Annotated in this window: 20 protein-coding genes; 12 read left to right on the top strand and 8 right to left on the bottom strand. The window is 68.1% G+C overall.

All coding sequences use genetic code 11. The annotated features are described in order from the left end of the window. Window positions 1-112: 112 nt before the first annotated feature. Entirely contained in the window at window positions 113-1,537 is a 1,425-nt protein-coding gene (dnaA, locus tag DFR43_RS03585; protein ID WP_133595997.1) for a chromosomal replication initiator protein DnaA, read from the bottom strand. A gap of 208 nt (window positions 1,538-1,745) precedes the next feature. Here dnaA and rpmH point away from each other — a divergent pair, with 208 nt between their 5' ends. Genes rpmH through DFR43_RS03615 form a run of 6 tightly spaced genes read left to right on the top strand, consistent with a single transcriptional unit; the run spans window position 1,746 to window position 7,009 of the window. Then, on the top strand, window positions 1,746-1,880 hold the full coding sequence (gene rpmH / locus DFR43_RS03590; protein ID WP_133595998.1) for a 50S ribosomal protein L34: 135 nt from the start codon (window positions 1,746-1,748) through the stop codon (window positions 1,878-1,880). A 26-nt stretch (window positions 1,881-1,906) separates the two neighbouring features. Beyond that, window positions 1,907-2,350: a ribonuclease P protein component gene (locus tag DFR43_RS03595; protein ID WP_245988815.1), complete on the top strand. Its 444-nt coding sequence runs from the start codon at window positions 1,907-1,909 to the stop codon at window positions 2,348-2,350. Beyond that, complete coding sequence (yidD, locus tag DFR43_RS03600; RefSeq protein WP_133595999.1) at window positions 2,340-2,633, top strand: membrane protein insertion efficiency factor YidD; 294 nt, start codon at window positions 2,340-2,342, stop codon at window positions 2,631-2,633. Before DFR43_RS03595 ends, yidD begins: the two co-directional genes overlap by 11 nt. Then, window positions 2,630-4,321 (top strand): membrane protein insertase YidC, encoded by a 1,692-nt coding sequence (yidC, locus tag DFR43_RS03605; RefSeq protein ID WP_133596000.1) that lies wholly within the window; start codon window positions 2,630-2,632, stop codon window positions 4,319-4,321. Before yidD ends, yidC begins: the two co-directional genes overlap by 4 nt. Window positions 4,322-4,325: 4 nt before the next feature. Beyond that, the gene (gene mnmE / locus DFR43_RS03610; RefSeq protein WP_133596001.1) at window positions 4,326-5,759 is read left to right on the top strand and encodes a tRNA uridine-5-carboxymethylaminomethyl(34) synthesis GTPase MnmE; all 1,434 of its coding nucleotides are present in this window, start codon (window positions 4,326-4,328) and stop codon (window positions 5,757-5,759) included. 56 nt (window positions 5,760-5,815) lie between these two features. Continuing rightward, window positions 5,816-7,009, top strand: a complete 1,194-nt coding sequence (locus DFR43_RS03615) for a pyridoxal phosphate-dependent aminotransferase (protein ID WP_133596002.1) — start codon at window positions 5,816-5,818, stop codon at window positions 7,007-7,009. Window positions 7,010-7,031: 22 nt separating this feature from the next. On the opposite strand, the gene DFR43_RS03620 is transcribed toward DFR43_RS03615, so the two are convergent. The 4 genes from DFR43_RS03620 to recA form a co-directional block, all read right to left on the bottom strand. Further along, window positions 7,032-8,876, bottom strand: a complete 1,845-nt coding sequence (locus DFR43_RS03620; protein WP_133596003.1) for a methyl-accepting chemotaxis protein — start codon at window positions 8,874-8,876, stop codon at window positions 7,032-7,034. A gap of 110 nt (window positions 8,877-8,986) precedes the next feature. Beyond that, window positions 8,987-9,394, bottom strand: coding sequence for a response regulator (locus tag DFR43_RS03625; protein WP_164499697.1), 408 nt, complete (start codon window positions 9,392-9,394; stop codon window positions 8,987-8,989). 4 nt (window positions 9,395-9,398) lie between these two features. Continuing rightward, on the bottom strand, window positions 9,399-9,893 hold the full coding sequence (recX, locus tag DFR43_RS03630) for a recombination regulator RecX (RefSeq protein ID WP_133596005.1): 495 nt from the start codon (window positions 9,891-9,893) through the stop codon (window positions 9,399-9,401). Beyond that, the gene (recA, locus tag DFR43_RS03635; protein ID WP_133596006.1) at window positions 9,890-10,960 is read right to left on the bottom strand and encodes a recombinase RecA; all 1,071 of its coding nucleotides are present in this window, start codon (window positions 10,958-10,960) and stop codon (window positions 9,890-9,892) included. Before recA ends, recX begins: the two co-directional genes overlap by 4 nt. Window positions 10,961-11,101: 141 nt before the next feature. Between recA and DFR43_RS03640 the strand changes: the two genes are divergently transcribed. The 3 genes from DFR43_RS03640 to DFR43_RS03650 all read left to right on the top strand — a co-directional run bounded on the left by DFR43_RS03640 (window position 11,102) and on the right by DFR43_RS03650 (window position 13,824). Then, window positions 11,102-11,599 (top strand): MarR family winged helix-turn-helix transcriptional regulator, encoded by a 498-nt coding sequence (locus DFR43_RS03640; RefSeq protein WP_133596007.1) that lies wholly within the window; start codon window positions 11,102-11,104, stop codon window positions 11,597-11,599. A gap of 52 nt (window positions 11,600-11,651) precedes the next feature. Further along, entirely contained in the window at window positions 11,652-12,326 is a 675-nt protein-coding gene (locus DFR43_RS03645; protein ID WP_133596008.1) for a response regulator, read from the top strand. A gap of 103 nt (window positions 12,327-12,429) precedes the next feature. After that, a complete protein-coding gene (locus tag DFR43_RS03650; protein WP_133596117.1) occupies window positions 12,430-13,824 on the top strand; it encodes a sensor histidine kinase N-terminal domain-containing protein in 1,395 nt (464 codons plus the stop codon). Here DFR43_RS03650 and DFR43_RS03655 read toward each other — a convergent pair. Together DFR43_RS03655 and DFR43_RS03660 are read right to left on the bottom strand one after the other, a co-directional pair. Then, complete coding sequence (locus tag DFR43_RS03655; protein WP_133596009.1) at window positions 13,809-14,459, bottom strand: glutathione S-transferase family protein; 651 nt, start codon at window positions 14,457-14,459, stop codon at window positions 13,809-13,811. The genes DFR43_RS03650 and DFR43_RS03655 overlap by 16 nt on opposite strands. Window positions 14,460-14,490: 31 nt before the next feature. After that, the gene (locus DFR43_RS03660; RefSeq protein WP_245988816.1) at window positions 14,491-17,151 is read right to left on the bottom strand and encodes a DNA topoisomerase III; all 2,661 of its coding nucleotides are present in this window, start codon (window positions 17,149-17,151) and stop codon (window positions 14,491-14,493) included. A gap of 104 nt (window positions 17,152-17,255) precedes the next feature. Here DFR43_RS03660 and DFR43_RS03665 point away from each other — a divergent pair, with 104 nt between their 5' ends. The 3 genes from DFR43_RS03665 to DFR43_RS13885 are packed head-to-tail and all read left to right on the top strand — an operon-like array spanning window position 17,256 to window position 19,446. Beyond that, window positions 17,256-17,804, top strand: coding sequence for an SET domain-containing protein (locus DFR43_RS03665; protein WP_245988817.1), 549 nt, complete (start codon window positions 17,256-17,258; stop codon window positions 17,802-17,804). After that, window positions 17,801-18,604 carry a biotin--[acetyl-CoA-carboxylase] ligase gene (locus tag DFR43_RS03670; protein ID WP_133596011.1) on the top strand — a complete coding sequence of 268 codons (804 nt, stop codon included), beginning with the start codon at window positions 17,801-17,803 and terminating at the stop codon, window positions 18,602-18,604. The genes DFR43_RS03665 and DFR43_RS03670 overlap by 4 nt, the downstream gene beginning before the upstream one ends. Continuing rightward, window positions 18,598-19,446: an SPOR domain-containing protein gene (locus DFR43_RS13885; protein ID WP_133596012.1), complete on the top strand. Its 849-nt coding sequence runs from the start codon at window positions 18,598-18,600 to the stop codon at window positions 19,444-19,446. The genes DFR43_RS03670 and DFR43_RS13885 overlap by 7 nt, the downstream gene beginning before the upstream one ends. A gap of 22 nt (window positions 19,447-19,468) precedes the next feature. Here DFR43_RS13885 and gap read toward each other — a convergent pair whose 3' ends face one another. After that, complete coding sequence (gap, locus tag DFR43_RS03680) at window positions 19,469-20,485, bottom strand: type I glyceraldehyde-3-phosphate dehydrogenase (RefSeq protein ID WP_133596013.1); 1,017 nt, start codon at window positions 20,483-20,485, stop codon at window positions 19,469-19,471. Window positions 20,486-20,502 lie beyond the last annotated feature (17 nt).

Below are 20,502 nucleotides of genomic sequence, written 5' to 3' on the forward strand. Positions count from 1 at the left end.
CTTTCTCAGATTGTCTCGGATAGGAATGGGCGCGGGACGAGCCGCACGCCACCTGAGATTGTGGCAGGTTTGCGTGTCGTGGCCAGCGGGCTGCGCAGTGCCTCGGCATGGGTCAGCCCTTGAGGGTTTGCTCCAGCACGTGCAGCTGCTGGTTGAGCTCGCTGAGCGTCTGGCGCTCGGCGGCGATCTTGCGCACGGCATGCAGCACGGTGGTGTGGTCGCGCCCGCCGAAGAGCTCGCCGATCTCGGGCAGGCTCTTTTGCGTCAGCTCCTTGGCCAGGTACATGGCGATCTGGCGCGGCCGCGCGATGTTGGCCGGCCGCTTCTTGGAGTACATGTCGGCGACCTTGATCTTGTAGAAGTCGGCCACCGTCTTTTGGATGTTTTCGACGCTGATCTGGCGGTTCTGGATGCTCAACAGGTCCTTGAGCGCCTCGCGCGCCAGCGCGATCGACACCTCTTTCTGGTTGAAGCGCGAGTACGCCAGGATCTTGCGCAGCGCGCCCTCCAGCTCGCGCACGTTGGAGCGCACGTTCTTGGCCACGAAGAAGGCCACGTCCTCGGGCATGGTGGCGCCTTCGGCCTCGGCCTTGCTGATGAGGATGGCCACCCGCATTTCCAGCTCCGGCGGCTCGATGGCCACCGTCAACCCCGAATCGAAACGCGAGACCAGCCGCTCGTGGATGTCCGTCAACCCCTTGGGGTAGGTGTCGCTGGTCATCACGATGTGGCTTTTTTTGGCCAGCAGCGCCTCGAAGGCGTTGAAGAATTCCTCCTGGGTGCGCTCCTTGTTGGCAAAGAACTGCACGTCGTCGATGATGAGCAAGTCCAGCGAGTGGTAGCGCTGCTTGAATTCGTCGAAAGTCTTGCGCTGATAGGACTTGACCACATCCGAGACGAACTGCTCGGCATGGATGTAGAGAACCTTGGCCTGGGGCCGCTCGGCCAGCAGCTGGTTGCCGATGGCGTGGACCAGGTGCGTCTTGCCCAGGCCCACGCCGCCGTAAACGAACAGCGGGTTGTACAGCTGCCCGGGGCTGGAGGCCACGTGCATCGCCGCGGCACGCGCCATGCGGTTGGCCGAGCCTTCGACCAGCGTGGCGAACGTCAGCGCCGGGTTGAGCCGGTGCCGGTGCGCCTCGCCCGCCGGCTCGGGCGCCGGGGTCGGCACTTCGGGCAGCTCGGCAAAAATCGGGTCCTGGAGGGCGGCCGGGGTTTTGGGGGCGAAACCCGTTCTGGCGGGGGCTTCACGCGGAGCGAGCACCAACTCCACCGCCACCGGATGCCCGGCCACAGCCTGCAGCGTGGCGCCGATGCGGCTGCCAAACTGGGCGCGGATCCAGTCCATCTTGAAACGGTTGGCCACCGCCAGCGTGACCTTGCTGCCATCGTCGGCCACCTTGGCCGACAAGGGCCGGATCCAGGTGTTGAACAGCTGCTCGGGCAGTTCCAGCGCGAGCCTCTCCACGCAGGCGGCCCACAGGTCGGACTGACCCGCCATGGCTTCGGGCGTGGAATGGGGCTGGTTCTTGAGCATTCGGGAATACGGGATGGGCTGCGCGGCAGGCTGTGGACAGTCGGTCGAAACCGAGGCGCCATTGTAGCCGCTGTGGCGAGTTATCCACATGCGGGTTTGCCGGGGTGGACGGCCGCAGGCGCGGCGGCCCTCCGGCATGGCATTTGGTGAAAACAGGAATCTTTGCAATAATCTAGGGTTTCCTCGGAAAAACCGGAATCACGTCATCATGAAACGCACCTACCAACCCTCCAAGATCCGCCGCGCCCGCACCCACGGCTTTCTGGTCCGCATGAAGACCCGCGGTGGCCGCGCCGTGCTCAACGCCCGTCGCGCCAAGGGCCGCAAGCGTCTGGCCGTCTGAGGCGCGCGCCGCGCCTGCCCTGCCCGGTGCCGGTCTGCGCGCCACCCGGTGGTCTGACGCCTGCGGCCGATGGGCTGCAACGCATTCGCCATCGCGCCCAGTTCGACGCGGTGCTGGCCAGTGCCCCGGCGGTCAAGACCATGCATTTCGCGCTCCACCTCGTCGATCTGTCGGCCTCGCCGGGGCCAGACGGTTCGTTTGCAGGTGGCCGGCGCTGGATAGGCGCGCTCGTCCCCAAGCGTTGGGCGCGCCGGGCCGTGACGCGCAACCTGCTGCGTCGCCAGATTTACGAAGTGGCCCGCGAAATGGCACGGGCCCACGGCTCAGCCTGGCCCCAGGCCGCCATGGTGGTGCGCCTGCGCAGCGCGTTTTCGCGCCAGCAATACCCCAGCGCCGCTTCCGACGCCCTGCGCCGCGCCGCCCGGCAGGAACTGCAGCGCCTGTTTCAAGGGGCATGCCATGGGGCTTGACGTGCGCCGCTGGCCCCAGCAGGCCCTGATCGGGCTGGTCAAAGGCTATCGCCTCCTGCTCAGCCCCTGGCTGGGCTCGGCCTGCCGGTTCGAGCCCACCTGCTCAGCCTATGCGCTGCAAGCTCTGGAGCGGCATGGCGCGCTGGGCGGCAGCTACCTCACCCTGCGGCGGCTGGGCCGTTGTCATCCCTGGTGTGAAGGCGGATGCGATCCGGTCCCTGACACCCTGCCGCGCCCCTTCTCTTCCCTCGTCTCCGCCTCTTCCGAAAAGACACCGTCATGAGCGACATCCGCCGATCCATCCTGTGGGTGATCTTTGGCTTCTCGCTGGTCCTGCTGTGGGACCAGTGGCAGATCTACAACGACCGGCCGGCGACCTTCTTCCCGTCGAGCTCCCGCCCGGCCACCACCCAGGCGCCAGCCCCGGCGGGCGAGGGCGCGTTGCCCGTGGCCTCGGTGATCGGCAGCACGCCCGGCAGCCTGACCCCGCCCGATGCCGCCCCCGAAATCCCGCGGGAAACCCACGTGGTGACCACCGACGTGCTGGAGCTGACTTTCGATTCCGAAGGCGGCTCGCTCGTGGGCGCCACGCTGCTGGAACACTTTGCCGCCACCGGCAAGGCGCTGCGGCGCGACCAATCCCCCCTGACGCTGCTGACCCAGGACGGCAACCGCACCTACGTGGCGCAGACCGGGCTCATCGGTGGCGACTTCCCCACCCACAAGACGCCGATGCGCCTGGTCAGTGGCGAGCGGTCACTGGCCAGCGGCCAGGACGAGTTGGTGTTGCGCTTCGAGTCCGCGCCCGTCAATGGCGTGGTGCGTGCCAAGACCTACACCCTGCGCCGCGGCGCTTACGACATCGGCGTGCGCCATGAAGTCATCAATCAGGGCGACACCCCCGTCAGTCCGCAGGTGTATTTGCAGCTGGTGCGCGACGGCCAGAAAGCCAGCAGCGACACGCCCTTCTATTCCACCTTCACCGGCCCAGCCGTCTTCAGCCAGGAAGGCAAGTTCCAGAAGGTGGAGTTCGAGGACATCGAGCGCAACAAAGCGACCTTCCAGCGCACCGCCGGCGATGGCTATGTCGCGATGGTGCAGCATTACTTTGCCAGCGCCTGGCTGCTGGATCAGGGTATCGAGCGCGAGAATTTCGTGCGCCGCGTCAGCAACAATCTGTACTCGGTGGGCATGATCACGCCGCTGGGCACCATCGCCCCGGGTGAGTCCCGCGTGCTGGACACCCGCCTGTACGTCGGCCCGCAGGAAGAGAAAGTGCTGGAGCGTCTAGCCCCTGGCCTGGAACTGGTCAAGGACTACGGCTGGCTGACCATCCTGGCCAAGCCGCTGTATTGGTTGCTGGAGAAGATCCACGGGCTGGTGGGCAACTGGGGTTGGGCCATCGTGCTGCTGGTGGTGCTCATCAAGGCCGCCTTCTACTGGCTCAATGCCAGCGCCTACCGCAGCATGGCCAAGATGAAGGCCATCAACCCGCGCATCATGGAAATGCGTGAGCGGCTGAAGAACAATCCGCAGCTCATGCAGCAGGAGATGATGAAGATCTATCGCGAGGAGAAGGTCAACCCGCTCGGCGGCTGCTTCCCCATCCTGATCCAGATCCCCGTCTTCATTGCGCTGTACTGGGTGCTGATGGCCAGCGTGGAGATGCGCAACTCGCCCTGGATCGGCTGGATCGTGGACCTGTCCTCGCCGGATCCGTATTACATCCTGCCGCTGATCATGGCGATCACCACCATCTTCCAAACCGCGCTCAACCCGCTGCCGCCCGATCCGCTGCAAGCCAAGCTGATGTGGCTGATGCCGGTGATCTTCAGCGTGATGTTCTTCTTCTTCCCGGCCGGCCTGGTGCTGTACTGGATCACGAACAACATCCTGACGATCGCGCAGCAGGCCTACATCAACCACACCATGGGCGTGCCGTTGAAGTTCAACCTGCCCAAGTTCAAGTAAGGGGATGCTGCCCCGGCACCATGACCCCATCGTGGCGATTGCCACGGCGCCCGGGCGCGGGGCCGTGGGCATCGTGCGGGTGTCGGGCCGTGGGCTGGAAGCGCTGGCGCAGGCGCTCTGCGGCAAGCCCCTGCCGCCGCGCCAAGCCTGCTACCTGCCGTTTCGCGATGCCGATGGCCGCCCCATCGACCACGGGCTGGCCATCTGGTTTCCCGCGCCGCACTCCTACACCGGCGAAGAGGTGCTGGAGCTGCAAGCCCACGGGGGGCCGGTGGTGCTGCAATTGCTGTTGGCCCGTTGCCTGGCCGCCGCCGCCGAAACCGACCCGGCCTCAGGCCGCGCGCGGCTGCCTGGCTTGCGGCTGGCGCAGCCCGGCGAATTCACCGAGCGGGCGTTCCTCAATGGCAAAATCGATCTGGCCCAGGCCGAGGCGATTGCGGACCTGATCGACGCCAGCACCGAAGCGGCGGCCCGCAGCGCCACCCGCTCGCTCTCGGGCGAGTTCTCGCGTGAGATTGGCATCTTGCGCGATGCCCTCATCCACCTGCGCATGCTGGTGGAGGCCACGCTGGACTTCCCGGAAGAGGAGATCGACTTCCTGCAACGGGCCGACGCCCAGGGGCAACTCCAGCGTTTGCAAGCCCAGCTGACCCAGGTGTTGCGAAAAACCCGCCAGGGCGCCCTGCTGCGCGAGGGCATCCGCGTGGTGATCGCCGGGCAGCCGAACGCGGGCAAGAGCTCGCTGCTCAACGCCTTGGCCGGCGCCGAGCTGGCCATCGTCACCCCAATCGCGGGCACCACCCGCGACGTGGTGCAACAGGCCATTCAAATCGACGGCGTGCCGCTGCATGTGATCGACACCGCCGGCTTGCGCGAAGGCCCGGGCATCGACGAGGTGGAGCGCATCGGCATCCAGCGCGCCTGGTCGCAGATCGAAGCGGCCGATGCGGTGCTGTTTCTGCACGACCTCACCCGCCTCGGGCAGCCCGAATACGCCGCCGCCGATGCCGAGATCGCCGCCACGCTGGCGGCGCGCTTGCCCGCGCGGGTGCCGGTGATCGACGTCTGGAACAAGGCCGACGTGGCCGACTCGGCCGACAGCGGCCCGGGGACGGGCACGGCGGGTGAGGGCTTGCGCCTGTCCGCCAAGACCGGCGCGGGGCTGCAGGCGCTGCGCCAGCGGCTGCTGGCGCTGGCCGGCTGGCAAGGCGCCGACAGCGGCTTGTACATCGCCCGCGAGCGCCATGTGCAGGCCCTGCGCCGCGTGGAGACGCATTTGCAGCTGGCCGCCGCGCACCTGGACGCCCAAGCCCAGGCGCTGGACTTGTTGGCCGAAGAACTGCGGCTGGCGCAAAACGCGCTCAACGAGATCACCGGGGCCTTTGGCGCCGACGACCTGCTGGGCGTCATTTTCTCGTCTTTCTGCATCGGGAAATGAACCCTGCCTGAAGCGGCAAAGCCCGGACGCGCCTCAAAAGCCGCTACAGTCGCTGCATGTTGCCATTCCCTGTTTCCGAACGCGCGCGCCAGGTCGCGCCCTTTCACGTCATGCAGGTGGCCAAGCAGGCCCAGGCCCTGGCGGCCGGGCTGGGGCCTGGGCATGACCGCATGATCTATCTCAACATCGGCGAGCCCGACTTCACGGCCCCGCCCCTGGTGCAGGCGGCCGCGCAGCGCGCCATCGCGGCAGGGCTGACCCAATACACCCCCGCGCTGGGCCTGCCGGCTTTGCGCGAGCGCATCAGCGCCTGGTATGCCCAGCGGCACGGCATCGACGTGCCGGCCAGCCGCATCGTGGTCACGGCCGGGGCCTCGGCCGGTCTGCAGCTGGCGTGCCTGGCGCTGTTCAACCCCGGGGATGAAGTGCTGATGCCGGACCCGTGCTACCCGTGCAACCGGCATATTCTGGCCTCCATGGGCGCCCGGGCCCGGCTGCTGCCGGGCTCGCCCGCGCAGCGCTTCCAGCTCGACGCGGCCAGCGTGGCGCAGGCCTGGGGCGAGCGCACCGCCGGGGTGCTGATGGCCTCACCCTCCAACCCCACGGGCACGTCGGTGGACCCGCAGGCCTTGCGGGCCATCCACGCCCAGGTGCGTGCCCGCGGCGGCGTGCTGTTGATGGACGAAATCTACCTCGGCCTGAGCTTCGAGGAGCGCTTCGGCCAAACGGCGCTGGCCTTGGGCGAGGACGTCATCAGCATCAACAGTTTTTCCAAGTACTTCAGCATGACCGGCTGGCGACTGGGCTGGCTGGTGCTGCCCCAGGCGCTGGTGGAGGTGGTGGAACGGCTGGCGCAAAACCTCTACATCTGTGCCAGCACGGTGGCGCAACACGCGGCGCTGGCGTGCTTCGAGCCCGAGAGTCTGGCCATCTACGAAGCGCGCCGGGCCGCCTACCGCGCCCGGCGCGACGCCTTCATCCCCGGGCTGCGCGCCTTGGGCTTTGAGGTGCCCGTGATGCCGGACGGCGCTTTCTATGCCTGGGCCGATGCGCGTCCGCTGCTGGGGCGCCTGGGCGTGCCAGACAGCGCCGCCCTGGTGGAGCGCCTGATGCGCGAGGCCCATGTGGTGGCCACCCCCAGCGTGGATTTCAGCGCGCACGACGCCGGCACGCACGTGCGCTTCTCCACGGCCAGCGCGATGGAGGACTTGGACGAGGCGCTGCAGCGGCTGGCGCGCTGGCTGGGGTAGGCACACGGTCCGGCAGCACCGGTCAGAAGGTTTCCCAGTCGTCCTCCGCGCTGGTGGCCGCGGGCTTGGGCGTGGCCGAAGCCTTGGCAGCGGGCGTCGGCGGCGTGGCGGCGGCAGGCGCGGCAGACGCTGTGGGTTTGGGCGATGCCGTGCGCTGGAGCGCCCGGGCCTGCGGGGCCGCGGCGGGTGGCTTGGCGGCGGACGGCTGGTCCGAAGCGGGCTTGGCCGTGGGTGGCGGAGACGACGCCTCGGCCTCCACGGGGCTCAGGTAGCGCTTGCGCATCTCCACCGCGTCGTCTTCGGCCAGCGTCACGTCCTTGGGCGTGAGGCGGAACACGCGGATGGTGTTGTGCACCTGCTCCACCTGACGGTTCAATGAGGCCGAAGCGGCCGAGAGCTCCTCCACCATCGCAGCGTTTTGCTGCGTGATGCTGTCGAGCTGCGAGACGGCTTCACTGACCTGAGACACGCCGGTGGTCTGCTCGCGCGTGGAGTGGCGGATTTCTTCGAGCACCGCGGCCACGCGCTCGACCGACGCCATGGCCTCATCCATGCGGTCGCGCGCTTCCCGGGCCCGCTCGTCGCCCGCATCCACGCGCTGGCGGGATTCTTCGATCAACGCGCGGATTTCCTTGGCCGCGGTGGAGGTGCGCTGCGCCAGGGCCCGCACCTCGGCGGCGACGACGGCAAAGCCCCGGCCTTGCTCGCCGGCGCGCGCGGCCTCCACGGCGGCGTTGAGCGCCAGGATGTTCGTCTGGAACGCCACCCCCTCGATCACCTGGATGATGTCGCCGATGCGGCGGGACGACTCGGCAATCTCCTTCATGGTGTCGGCCACGTTGGTGACGGCCGCGTGGCTGCGTTGCGCCACCGAGGCGGTGTCGCGCGCCAGCGCAGCGCCTTCGGCCGCCAGATGGGCCGTTTGCTGGATGGTGCCGTTGATTTCCTCCATCGAGGCCGCCGTCTCCTCCAGATTGCTGGCCTGCGCTTCGGTGCGGGCCGACAGGTCGCCGTTGCCGGAGGCGATTTCGGCGGCCCCGCCCAGCAGGTTGCGCACCTCGTGGCGAATGTCGCGCACCACGGTGCGCACGGAGACGTTGAGCTGCGCCAGCGCGAGCTGAAGCTCGCGGATTTCGCCCGATGCATCGACCGGGACGTGGTGCGTCAGGTCGCCCGCGGCGAGGGTATTGGCGGTCTGGATGATGGCCCGGATCGCCCGCACCACGCGCGTGGCCAGCCAGGCGGCCAGCGGCACGGTGACGGCCGCCCCCGCCACCGCGCCCCAAGCAGGGGCCCCGGCCAAGGCCGGCAGCAAGGGACCGGCGGCGGCCAGCAGGGTCAGCCCCGCGAGCCGGCCTCGCAGCCCCGGAGTGAGCGCCCGCTGCAGGCCGCCCAGCAGCCCACGGCGCACCACCACCCCGCCGTCGAGCACGTGCACCAGCCGCCCTGCGGCTTTTTCGGCGCGCATGCGCGCGTACAACTGCTCGTAGGTGGCGATTTCGTCGGCCGACGGCTTGGTGCGCACCGACAGAAACCCGACGATGCGCTCACCGCTGCGCACCGGGGTGGCGTTGGCGCGCACCCAGTAATGGTCGCCGTTCTTGCGTCGGTTTTTGACCAGGGCGGTCCAAGGCTGGCCCCGCTCCAGGATGGTGTGCCACATGTCGCGGAACGCCTCTTCGGGCATGTCCGGGTGGCGCACGATGTTGTGCGGCTGGCCCAGGAGCTCTTCACGGCTGAAGCCGCTGACGTTGACGAAATTGGTGTTGCAGTAGGTGATGCGCCCCTTCAGATCGGTGACCGAAATCAGGGTCTGGTCGGCTGGAAAATCGTAATGCTTCTGTGTGACAGGCAGATTGGTGCGCATGGTTGTTGTGCGGAAGGGTCGTCGGGGCCACGCGGCCGGCAAGCCGCTGGCTCGTGTCTCGCTTTATACCGAGAAAGTGCCTGCCTTCCAAGGCCGGCAGCGGCCTGGGCTCAAGCGGGTGGCAGCCGGCTCAGCGTGGCTTGCAGGTCGGTGGCGGTCAGCGGCTTGAGCAAATAGCCCACCGCCCCCGCCGCCAGACAGTGCATGCGGGTGGCCTCCCCCGTTTCGCCTGAGACGATGATGACGGGCGGGGCCGCGCTGGCCCCCGGCGCACGCAAGGCGCCCAGCACGCCATACCCGTCGAGCACCGGCATGTCCAGATCGAGCAACACAACGTCGAACGTCTGGCTGCGCAGCGCGGCCAGGGCCTGGGCACCGTCGCGCACCAGCACGCCACCATGGCCCAGTTCGCGCAACAGCCGCGCGGCGATGCGCAGGTTCAGCGGCTCATCGTCGGCCACCAGCACGCGCAGCCCTCGGTGGCTGGGGAAGGGTTCGGGCGACGCCAGGGGGTGCATGGGCTCAAGCTCCATCCGGGCTGAAGGCGTCGTCCGCTTCGGCGGCGCTGTGGACACGCGGGACGGTGCGGGCGGCGAGCTCGGGCGCGAAGCCTTTGGCGATCAGATGCCGAATCTGCCGTGCCCGCTCCTGGGCCGATGGGGGCGGCACGCCGAAGCGGCGCGACCAGGCCGCTTGGGCACGCTGCGCCTCGGAGTCCGCCAGATGATGGGTGGCGGCGTCAATGGTGGCCTCGTCCACGCCCTTGGCACGCAAATCCGCCTGCACCCGGCGCAAGCCGTAGCGTTGTGCCCGCTGCCGGCTCAGCGCCTCGGCAAAACGCTCGTCCGACAGCCAGCCTTCGCGTTGCAAGGCGTCGAGCACGGCCAGCACCTCCTGCGCATCGGCCGCATGCGGGGCGAGCTTTTGGGCCAGCTCTTGCCGGCTGTGCTCGCGCCGGGCCAGCCAACGCAAGGCCCGGCTTTGGAGCGATGGGGGGCCGGAAGGGCGGCCGATCATGCGTCGTCGGTCACGTCGGCGGCGGCCGCGGCGCCGGCCGTGGCCTCGGGCAGCGTGGGCACCCCCAGCACCTCGCGGATGCGGTTTTCGATCTCGTGGGCCAGGTCCGGGTTCTCGCGCAGGAATTCGCGGGCGTTTTCGCGGCCCTGACCGATCTTTTCGCCGTTGTAGGCGTACCAGGCGCCGGATTTTTCGATCACCTTGTGCAGCACCCCCAGGTCCACGATCTCGCCCTCGCGGCTGATGCCTTCGCCATAGAGGATGTCGAACTCCGCCGTCTTGAACGGCGGGGCGACCTTGTTTTTCACCACCTTGACCTTGGTTTCGCTGCCGATGACCTCTTCGCCCTTCTTGATCGAGCCGGTGCGGCGGATGTCGATGCGCACCGAGGCGTAGAACTTCAGCGCGTTGCCGCCGGTGGTGGTTTCGGGCGAACCGAACATCACGCCGATCTTCATGCGGATCTGGTTGATGAAGATGACCATGCAGTTGGTCTTTTTGATGGTGGCGGTGAGCTTGCGCAGCGCCTGGCTCATCAGGCGGGCCTGCAGCCCCGGCAGCGCATCGCCCATGTCGCCCTCGATCTCGGCCTTGGGCGTGAGCGCGGCCACCGAGTCCACCACGATCAGGTCCACCGCGCCGGAGCGCACCAGGCTGTCGACGATCTCCAGCGCCTGCTCGCCGGTGTCGGGCTGGCTGATGAGCATGTCTTGCAGATTGACGCCCAGCTTCTGGGCGTACTGCACGTCCAGCGCGTGCTCGGCGTCCACGAAGGCGCACGTGCCGCCTTGCTTTTGCATCTCGGCAATGACTTGCAGCGTCAGCGTGGTCTTGCCCGACGATTCGGGGCCATAAATCTCGATCACCCGGCCGCGCGGCAACCCGCCCACCCCCAAGGCCACATCCAGCCCGAGCGAGCCGGTGGAAACCACCTGAATGTCCTCGATGGCCTCGCCTTCGCCCAGGCGCATGATGGTGCCTTTGCCAAACTGCTTTTCGATCTGGGCCAACGCGGCCTGCAGGGCCTTGGCTTTTTCGCTGTCTTGGGGCTTGATGCCGGCTGTCATGAAAATCTCCTTGAAAAACATGGGGTTGAAGCACCCGCCTCCCTGGCTTCAACATCGCGGTGTCGGTGCTTGATGGGCAGTGTAATGGCGAATACCGTCTAAAAATCTAATTTTTTGGTCAGTTTGCCTTACTATGTGCCCATGGTCGATTTGGCACCCTGGTCGGCGCAAGCCCATGACGACGCCTGGCGGCTGACCCACCTGGGGCGGCTGATGGGCCACGCGCTGCGCCGTTTCGACGAGCGGGTGCTCGAATGCATGACGCACGACCCGCGGGCGCCACTGGCCTTGTCGCACCTGGCCGCGCGCGGCCAGGTGGGAGCGGCCATCGTGCACATCACGCGGCACCTGCCGCTGCAGGGCGCGCGACTGACCGCGCTGGCCCACAGCGCCGGCATGAGCAAGCAAGCCATGGGCGACCTGGTGGACCAATGCGAAGCCTGGGGCCTGGTGCGGCGCGAGCCCGACCCGACCGACGCCCGGGCCAGGCGCATCGTCTTCACCCCGGCCGGGCTGGATTGGCTGCAGGCATTCCGCCATGCCGTGGCCCGGGCCGAGGCCGAATTCCGCGACGCCGTCGGCCCGCAGGTGGCCACCGTGGTGGCGCTGGGGCTGGAAGCCTACGCGCAAGGCGACTGAACGCCTACAATGAGTGCGGGCGGCATCCGAACGCCCCCGCAGGAGACCGACGATGCGCATACTCATAGCCGAAGACGATCAGGTGCTCGCCGACGGGTTGCTGCGAACGCTGCGTGCGGCCGGCGCCGCCGTGGATCACGTGGCCAGCGGCTCCGAGGCCGACGCCGCCTTGCTGACCAACAACGAATTCGATCTGCTCATCCTCGACCTGGGGCTGCCGCGCATGCACGGCCTGGAAGTGCTCAAGCGGCTGCGATCCCGGGGCTCCACCCTGCCGGTGCTCATCCTCACCGCGGCCGACAGCGTGGAGGAGCGCGTGCGCGGCCTGGATCTGGGCGCTGACGACTACATGGCCAAGCCCTTTGCCCTGCAGGAGCTCGAAGCCCGCGTGCGGGCCCTGGTGCGGCGCGGCAATGGCGCGGCCAGCAGCCAGATCAAGCACGGCCCGTTGGTCTACGACCAGGCCGGGCGGGTGGCCACGATCGATGGCAAGATGGTGGAGCTGTCGGCCCGGGAGCTCGGTCTGCTGGAGGTGCTGCTGCAGCGTGCCGGGCGGCTGGTCAGCAAGGACCAGCTCGTCGAGCGCCTGTGCGAGTGGGGCGAAGAGGTGAGCAACAACGCCATCGAGGTGTACATCCACCGCCTGCGCAAGAAGATCGAAAAAGGCCCGATCCGCATTGCCACCGTGCGCGGACTGGGGTACTGCCTTGAAAAAATCCCTGGCTGACGCCTCGCCCCTGGACGCCCAGCCCGAGCCGGCCGACCCACCGCTGTCGTTCGGCCTGTTCCAGCGCGAGCAGCGCAGCCTCTTTGGCGAGATCCTGGACTGGATGCTCACGCCGCTGCTGCTGCTGTGGCCGCTGTCGCTGGCCCTGACCTGGTTCGTCGCCCAGGGCATCGCCAGCAAGCCTTACGACCGGGCGCTGGAGTTCAACCTGCAGGCGCTGACCCAGTTCGTCGTGGTGCGCGACGGACAGGTCCAGTTCAACCTCACCAACCAAGCCCGCGATCTGCTGCGGGCCGACGACACCGACTTGGTGTTCTATCAGGTGCGCGATGCCGATGGCCGGCTCATCAGCGGCGACCCGGATTTTCCGGCGCCCAGCCATGAGGGGCCTGTGCAGCCCGGCGAGGTGTATCTGCGCGATGACGTGGTGCGCGACGAAAACGTCCGCGTGGCCTACACCTGGATCGTGCGTGGGCCGGACCGTGACCAGCGCGTGCTCATGCAGATGGCCGAAACACGCGGCAAGCGCTCCAAGCTCGCCACCGAGATCATCAAGGGCGTGATGGTGCCGCAGTTCATCATCCTGCCGCTGGCGGTGCTGCTGGTGTGGCTGGCGCTGGTGCGAGGCATTCGGCCGCTGAACGATCTGGAGCAGCGCATCCGGGCGCGCAAGCCCGACGACCTCAGCCCGATCGACAACGAGCACGTGCCCCAGGAAGTGGCCCCGCTGGTCTCCTCCATCAACGACCTGCTGCAACGGCTCAAGACCTCGGTCACCAACCAGAAACGGTTCCTGGCCGATGCCGCGCACCAGCTCAAGACCCCGCTGGCCGGCTTGCGCATGCAGGCCGAGATGGCGCAGAACGCCTCGGGCGAGGACATCCACCGCTCGTTGCAGCAGATTGCCAAGTCCAGCATGCGGGCCACGCACACGGTCAACCAGCTGTTGGCGCTGGCCCGCGCCGAAACCTCCGGGCGCAGCCTGCCCAGCGTGCCCGTGGATCTGGCCGAAGCCGTCACCGACGTGATCCAGGACTCCATTCCCCGCGCGCTGGACAAGCAGATCGATCTGGGCTACGAGGGGCCGGAGCACACCCCACCGGGCTGCACCCTCATGGGCAACCCGACGCTGGTGCGCGAACTGGTGCGCAACCTGGTGGACAACGCCATCAACTACACCCCCACCGGAGGTGTGGTGACGGTGCGCCTGCTGGTGGACCGTTTCAGCGGCGTGCAGGTGTTGCAGGTGGAAGACGATGGCCCGGGCATTCCCGAGCCGGAGCGCGCGCTGGTGCTGGAGCCGTTTTACCGGGCCTTGGGCACCAATGTGGATGGCTCCGGGCTGGGTCTGGCCATCGTGCAGGAAATCGCCCGCCAGCACGGCGCGACCCTGCACTTCGAGGACACCCATCCGGGCCGGGCCCAGCGGCGCGGCCTGCGCGTGATCGTGCGCTTTGCCCAGCCCGCGCAGGCGCCGGCGGGTCAGGCCGGCTTGTAGACGTTGAGCTGCAGCTTCTCGCGCTCCACTGCGCGAGCCACGGCCGGCACGGCGGCGAATGCCTGCGCCAGCGCCCAGGTGTGGGGGTAGCCGGTGGGGTCGATCCCAGCAAAGCCGCCCCAGCGCAGGAAGGTCAGCGCGTAGGCATCGAGCACGCCGGGGTTCGCGCCGGTCAGCCAAGGGGCGGTCTTCTTCGCCACCATGGCTTCGATCTCGCCCAGCAGCTGGCGGTACTGGGCGGTGGCATGGGCCTTGATGGCGGCCTGGGCCTCGGGCTGGTCGGTGAACTTTTGCGGCATGAACACGTGGGTGAACGTGGGGTGCACGGTGTTGTTCATCCAGGCCAGCGTCTCAATGACACGGGTGCGCGCCAGACCGGCCGGTGGCAACAGGCCCGCCTCGGGCAGGCGCTGATCCAGGTGCAGCACGATGGCCACGATCTGGGTGATCACCGCATCGCCATCGACGAGCACCGGCACTTGCCCGCGCGGGTTCAAGGCCAGGTACTCGGGGCTGCGCTGCTCGCCTTTGTGCAGCTTGACGAGCACCGCCTCGAACGGGGCGCCTGCCAGCTCCAGCAGGGCATGGGGCACGAAGGAACAGGCGCCAGGGGCGTAGTAGAGTTTGAGGCTCATGTCGTCTCCTACGGGGGGTGAGGGGTCTGGATCAGCCGGCGACCTTGCGCGTGGCCTTGGCCGCGGTCTTGCGCGTGGCAGCGGTCTTGCGGGCAGGGTACTTGCGGTCGCGCGGCTCGAACTCAAAGCCGATTTTGCCAGCGCCCGGGTCCCACACCAGATAGGCTTTGAAGGCGCGGCGCGTCTTGTTGGAGACGAAATGCTCCAGCAAATCCGTCTTGCCCATGCTCAGCAGCTTGCGCATCTGCTCGGGCGCGATGTCTTGCTGCAAGATGGTGGTGGCGCTCTTGAAATCGCAGCTGGGCGTGGGCTGCGCCGCCGTGGGCACGGCCTTGCTGCACACGTAGTGGCTGCCGTGCATATGCACCGGGCTGCCGCATTTGAGGCAGGGCCCCAACGATTCGGCATCGCCGAAGTCGGCGAGCTCGCCGGTTTCTTCGTCCGCTTTGTCGTCGCCAAAATCGAATTCCAGCTTCCAGTTCTTGTCCTCGTCGCTGAACTTGAGCGTCAACTCGGCCACAAAAGGCCAGCCGGCCTTGGAGCGGAAGCCTTCCAGCGGGCCGATGCGCTTGTCGCGCAACAGGGCTTCGGCCTCCTCGATTTCAAACGTGCGCCCGCCTGGCGATTTGCCGAACGAAAAGCCGCAGCCCTCGCCCTGCCCGTCGGCGCCGGTGCAGGCGAAACGGCGGTAGTTTTCCTTGACGATGCCGCCGCAGTTGGGGCAGGGCGTGCGCAGGGTGGCGTAGTTGCCGGGCACGGTGTCGCGGTCGTATTCCTTGGCCTTGCGCACGATGCGCTCGGTCATGGCGGCGATCTCGCGCATGAAGGCTTCGCGGCTGAGCTGGCCGCGCTCCATGAGCGAGAGCTTGTGCTCCCACTCGCCGGTGAGTTCGGGCTTGGAGAGCTCTTCCACCCCCAGCCCGCGCAGCAGCGTCATGAGCTGAAAGGCTTTGGCCGTGGGGACGAGTTCGCGGCCTTCGCGCAACAGGTATTTTTCGGTCAGCAGCCCTTCGATGATGGCCGCGCGCGTGGCGGGCGTGCCCAGCCCTTTGTCGGCCATGGCGTGGCGCAGCTCGTCGTCTTCCACCAGCTTGCCCGCGCCTTCCATGGCCGCCAGCAGGGTGGCTTCGGTGTAGCGGGCCGGGGGGCGGGTCTTGAAGGCTTTGACGAGCGCTTCGTCGGTGCGCACGGTTTCGCCCGGCTGCACGGCCACCAGGTTCTGGCCTTTGTCGCCGTCCTTGGCGTCCTCCGCGTCGGCGGCGGCCTCTTTGCCATAGACGGCCATCCAGCCGGGTTTGACGAGCACCTTGCCCTCGGTCTTGAAATGGTGGGTGGCCCCGGGCACCGCCACCCGGGTGATGCGGGTGGTCACCATGAATTCGGCCGGCGGGTAGAACACCGCGATGAAGCGGCGCGCCACCAGGTCGTAGAGCTTCTGCTCGGCCTCGCTCAGGCCGCTGGGCGCTTGCAGCGTGGGGATGATGGCGAAGTGGTCGCTCACTTTGCTGTTGTCGAACACGCGCTTGGTGGGCTTGAGGTAGCCCTGGTTCAAGGCCACGAGCGCGTGCGGCGCCAGGTGGTTGAGCGGGCTGTCGGCCAGCATCTCGAAGGTCTGCTTGACGGTGCCCAGGTAGTCCTCGGGCAGGGCGCGGCTGTCGGTTCGCGGATAGGTCAGGGCCTTGTGCTTTTCGTACAGGCTTTGCGCCAGCGCCAGCGTGGTTTTGGCCGAAAAACCGAAGCGGCTGTTGGCCTCGCGCTGCAAGCTGGTCAGGTCGTACAGCAAGCCGCAGGCCTGGGTGGTGGGTTTGGATTCTTCGCTGACGCTGGCCGGCTGGCCGCGCACGGCTTGGGCGATGGCTTGGGCCTCGGCCTCGGTCCACAGCCGCTCGGCGCGGGCTTCGGCGTCGGCGCCGTCTTCGATCTGCTTGGGCGTGGGCTTTTTGAAGGCGGGGTCGAACCACTTGCCCGGATACTGGCCCGCCTGGGCACCGAAGCTGGCGTGGATTTCCCAATAGTCGCGGCTCTTGAAGGCACGGATTTTTTCTTCCCGCTCCACCACCACGGCCAGCGTGGGCGTCTGCACCCGGCCCACGGTGGTCAGGAAAAAGCCGCCGTCGCGGCTGTTGAAGGCGGTCATGGCGCGCGTGCCGTTGATGCCCACCAGCCAGTCGGCCTCGGAGCGGCTGCGGGCGGCATCGGCCAGCGGGCGCATCTGCTCGTCGCTGCGCAACTGCTCGAACCCTTCGCGGATGGCCTGCGGCGTCATGGACTGCAGCCACAGCCGCTTGACCGGCTTGTTCAGGCCCTTGGCCCCGCCGGCGTATTGCTCGATCAGACGGAAAATGAGCTCGCCTTCACGCCCGGCATCGCAGGCGTTGATGAGGGCGCCCACGTCTTTGCGCTTGGCCAGCTTGACCACCGCCTGCAGGCGCGACTTGGTCTTGTCGATGGGCTTGAGATCGAAATGCGGCGGAATCACCGGCAGGTGAGCAAAGCTCCACTTGCCGCGCTTGACGTCATACGCCTCGGGCGCGGCGATTTCCACCAGGTGGCCCACGGCGGAGGTCACGACGTAATGGTCGTTTTCGTAATGGTCGTCGTGCTTGTCGAATTTGCCGGTCACGGGCGTGAGCGCGCGCACGATGTCTTGCGCCACGGACGGTTTCTCAGCGATCACCAGTGTTTTGGTCATGTCGGTCGATTCGTTCTCTACAATCCTCTCCCATGCGCGCGCACGCGCACCGGTGCGCACACGTGCGTGCGCAGGCATGTATTAACGTTACCAAATTTCTGCCCGTGAGCGCCGCCGACCCCGCCCAATCCCCCCCCGTGGCCCGCCCCCGCGCGGGCCGGCGCTTGCAGGTGCGCCGCTCGGGCGTGCACGGCAAAGGGGTGTTCGCGCTGCGGCCCATCGCGGCGGGCGAGCGGCTGATCGAGTACACCGGCGAAGTGATTTCGTGGGCCGAGGCGCTGCGCCGCCACCCGCACGACCCGGCCCAGCCCACGCACACCTTTTATTTCCACATCGAAGGTGGCTGCGTCATCGACGCCAAACATGGCGGCAACAGCTCGCGCTGGATCAACCACAGTTGCGCCCCCAACTGCGAGGCCGAAGAAACGCCCGAGGGCCGCGTGTTCATCAAGGCGCTGCGCGACATTGCGCCGGGCGAAGAACTGTTTTACGACTATGGCCTGGTGATCGACGAGCCGCTGACTGCGCGGCTGAAGGCCGAGTACGCCTGCCACTGCGGCACGCCCGCCTGCCGCGGCACCCTGCTGGCCCCACGCGCTGGCCGGCCGCGCCGCCGGGCCTCGGCGTCCGCCACACCAGCCCGTCGATCATGAACACCGCCCGCGCCCTGGCCGATCTGCACAGCGCCGCCGAAGCCGTGTGGCAGGCCGTGGCGCCCGGGTGGCCCGGGTTTGCGGTGGAGGTGCTGCCCACCATCGACTCGACCAACACCGAGCTGATGCGCCGCGCCCGCCAGGGCCAGGCCGATCCCGTGCTGCTGGTGGCGCTGGAACAGACGGCGGGCCGAGGGCGCCGTGGGCGGGGCTGGGTCAGCGAGCCCGGCGCGTCATTGACCTTCTCGCTCGGCCTGCCCCTGCGCCCGGCCAGTTGGTCAGGCCTGTCGCTGGCCGTGGGCGTGAGTCTGGCGGAATCGCTGCACCCCGAGGTGCGGCTGAAATGGCCCAACGACCTGTGGTGGCAGGACCGCAAGCTCGGCGGCATCTTGGTCGAGACGGCCAACGTGGGCACCGAGCGGTTGGCCATCATCGGCGTGGGCCTGAACGTGGAACCCCCACCCCCCCTGCCGGCCGAGCCCGATGCCCAGGGCGTGGCGCCGATGCCACCCGTGGGCCTGCAGACGGTGGCACCGGCCGCCGGCCTGAGCGCTGGCGGCTGGCTGGTGCGGGCCTTGCCGCCGCTGGTGCGCGATCTGGTGGCGTTCGAGCGCGAGGGCTTTGCCCCTTTCGCGGCCCGGTTCGAGGCCCGCGACGCGCTGCGCGGGCGGGCCGTGCGCCTGTCCGACGGACAGGAGGGCGTGGCCGACGGGGTGCGGGCCGACGGCGCCTTGTGGCTGCGCGGCGCGGCTGGCCGCGTGGCCGTGGTGCAGCATGAAGTGAGTGTGCGCCCGTGCTGAGAACCCTGGCGCTGCTGCTGGTGTTGGCCAACCTGGCCTTCTGGGCCTATACCCAGGGGCATCTGGCCGTGCTGGGGCTGGCGCCCGGCGATCCGCGTGAGCCACATCGGCTGGCGATGCAGGTGGCGCCAGAGGCGGTGGTGGTGCTCAACGCCACCGCACGTGCAACGCCACAGGGGAACAGCCGCCCTGCAGCGGCCACACCCGCCACCCCGGCGCCACCCAACCCGACCGCCGCCGCTTCCCCGCCTGCGGCTGAGCCGGTGACAGCGGACCCTGCCACCCAACCCCCAGATGCCCAGCCCTCCGAGCCGGTCGAGCCATCGTCCATGCCGGTGGCTACCGCGCCTGTGCCCGCAGCCGCCTCGCCTGCCGCTGCGCCGGTGCCGGCCGCTTCTTGCTGGCAGGCCAGCGGGTTGCCGCGGGCGCAAGAGATTCTGGTACGCGCCGCGTTGGAAAACATGGACGGCATGCAAGGCCGCTGGAGCCTGGCCGAGAGCGTGCTGCCGGCACGCTGGGTCGTGTATCTGGGGCCGTTCCCCAGCGAAGCCGCCTTGCAGCAGCGGCGCAGCGAACTGCGCCGCGCCGGCATCGATCACCGTGAACTGTCGGCACCGGGGCTGGCCCCGGGCCTGGCGCTGGGAACGTACTCCACGCAAGAGGCCGCGCAACGCGCCCTGGGCGATGCCAGCCGCCAGGGCATCAGTGGCGCGCGCGTGGTACAGGAGCGGCCAGACACGCCGGTCTATACCCTGCGCCTCGATGGCGTCAGCGACGCCCAGCGCCGCCGCATCGAGGCCATGGGCATCCTGCGCGACCGGCCGCTGCAGCGCTGCCCCTGAAGCGGGGCGCCAGCGGGGCCGCTCAGCGGCTCACCACCCGCACCATCTCCAGGCACTTGGCGGCATAGCCCCATTCGTTGTCGTACCAGGCCACCACCTTGATGAAGGTCTTGTCCAGCGCGATGCCCGCCTCGGCGTCGAACACGCTGGTGCAGTTCTCGCCCCGGAAGTCGGTCGAGACGACCTTGTCGCTCGTGTAGCCCAACACGCCCTGCATGCCGCCTTCGCTGACGGGCTTGCGGCTCATGGCCAGCATGTGGGCGCAGATCTCGTCGTAGCTGGCTTCGCGTTCGAGCTCCACCGTCAGGTCCACCACGGAGACGTCGGACGTGGGCACCCGAAAGCTCATGCCCGTGAGTTTCTTGTTGAGCTCGGGGATGACCTTGCCCACGGCCTTGGCCGCGCCGGTGCTGCTGGGGATGATGTTTTCCAGGATGCCGCGGCCGCCGCGCCAGTCTTTCTTGGAGCTGCCATCCACCGTCTTTTGGCTGGCGGTGGCGGCATGCACGGTGGTCATGAGGCCGCGCTTGATGCCCCACTGGTCATGCAGCACCTTGGCCACCGGGGCCAGGGCGTTGGTGGTGCAGGAGGCGTTGGAAATCACGGCCTGCCCGGCGTAGGCGGTGTGGTTGACGCCATAGACGAACATGGGCGTGTCGTCTTTGGAGGGGGCGGAGATGACCACCTTCTGGGCGCCGCCGTCGAGGTGCACCTGGCAGGCTTCGGCAGTCAGGAAGGCGCCGGTGCACTCCAGCACGATGTCTACGCCCATCTCGCCCCATTTGAGCTGCGGGTTGTCGCGCTCGTGGGTCAGCGGGATGCGCTTGCCGTTGACGATGAGGGCCTCGTTGCCCTCGTGGCTGACTTCGCCTTGAAAGCGGCCGTGCACGCTGTCGTACTTCAGCATGTAGGCCAGGTAATCGGCCGATTTGGGGTCGTTGATGCCGGCGATTTCAATGTCGGGGAAGTCGCGCAGCGCCGCGCGCAGCGCCAGTCGGCCGATGCGGCCGAAACCGTTGATGCCGAGTTTGATGCTCATGGGCTTTTCTCTGTGAG

Origin of the sequence: Tepidicella xavieri (assembly GCF_004363315.1) — a bacterium.
Classification (GTDB): Bacteria; Pseudomonadota; Gammaproteobacteria; order Burkholderiales; family Burkholderiaceae_C; genus Tepidicella; species Tepidicella xavieri.

Coding starts and splice junctions, on each gene's coding strand:
- dnaA (WP_133595997.1), bottom strand. CDS start 1,537: ATGCTCAAGAACCAGCCCCATTCCACGCCCGAAGCCATGGCGGGTCAG.
- rpmH (WP_133595998.1), top strand. CDS start 1,746: ATGAAACGCACCTACCAACCCTCCAAGATCCGCCGCGCCCGCACCCAC.
- yidD (WP_133595999.1), top strand. CDS start 2,340: ATGGGGCTTGACGTGCGCCGCTGGCCCCAGCAGGCCCTGATCGGGCTG.
- yidC (WP_133596000.1), top strand. CDS start 2,630: ATGAGCGACATCCGCCGATCCATCCTGTGGGTGATCTTTGGCTTCTCG.
- mnmE (WP_133596001.1), top strand. CDS start 4,326: ATGCTGCCCCGGCACCATGACCCCATCGTGGCGATTGCCACGGCGCCC.
- DFR43_RS03615 (WP_133596002.1), top strand. CDS start 5,816: ATGTTGCCATTCCCTGTTTCCGAACGCGCGCGCCAGGTCGCGCCCTTT.
- DFR43_RS03620 (WP_133596003.1), bottom strand. CDS start 8,876: ATGCGCACCAATCTGCCTGTCACACAGAAGCATTACGATTTTCCAGCC.
- DFR43_RS03625 (WP_164499697.1), bottom strand. CDS start 9,394: ATGCACCCCCTGGCGTCGCCCGAACCCTTCCCCAGCCACCGAGGGCTG.
- recX (WP_133596005.1), bottom strand. CDS start 9,893: ATGATCGGCCGCCCTTCCGGCCCCCCATCGCTCCAAAGCCGGGCCTTG.
- recA (WP_133596006.1), bottom strand. CDS start 10,960: ATGACAGCCGGCATCAAGCCCCAAGACAGCGAAAAAGCCAAGGCCCTG.
- DFR43_RS03640 (WP_133596007.1), top strand. CDS start 11,102: ATGGTCGATTTGGCACCCTGGTCGGCGCAAGCCCATGACGACGCCTGG.
- DFR43_RS03645 (WP_133596008.1), top strand. CDS start 11,652: ATGCGCATACTCATAGCCGAAGACGATCAGGTGCTCGCCGACGGGTTG.
- DFR43_RS03650 (WP_133596117.1), top strand. CDS start 12,430: ATGCTCACGCCGCTGCTGCTGCTGTGGCCGCTGTCGCTGGCCCTGACC.
- DFR43_RS03655 (WP_133596009.1), bottom strand. CDS start 14,459: ATGAGCCTCAAACTCTACTACGCCCCTGGCGCCTGTTCCTTCGTGCCC.
- DFR43_RS03660 (WP_245988816.1), bottom strand. CDS start 17,151: ATGACCAAAACACTGGTGATCGCTGAGAAACCGTCCGTGGCGCAAGAC.
- DFR43_RS03670 (WP_133596011.1), top strand. CDS start 17,801: ATGAACACCGCCCGCGCCCTGGCCGATCTGCACAGCGCCGCCGAAGCC.
- gap (WP_133596013.1), bottom strand. CDS start 20,485: ATGAGCATCAAACTCGGCATCAACGGTTTCGGCCGCATCGGCCGACTG.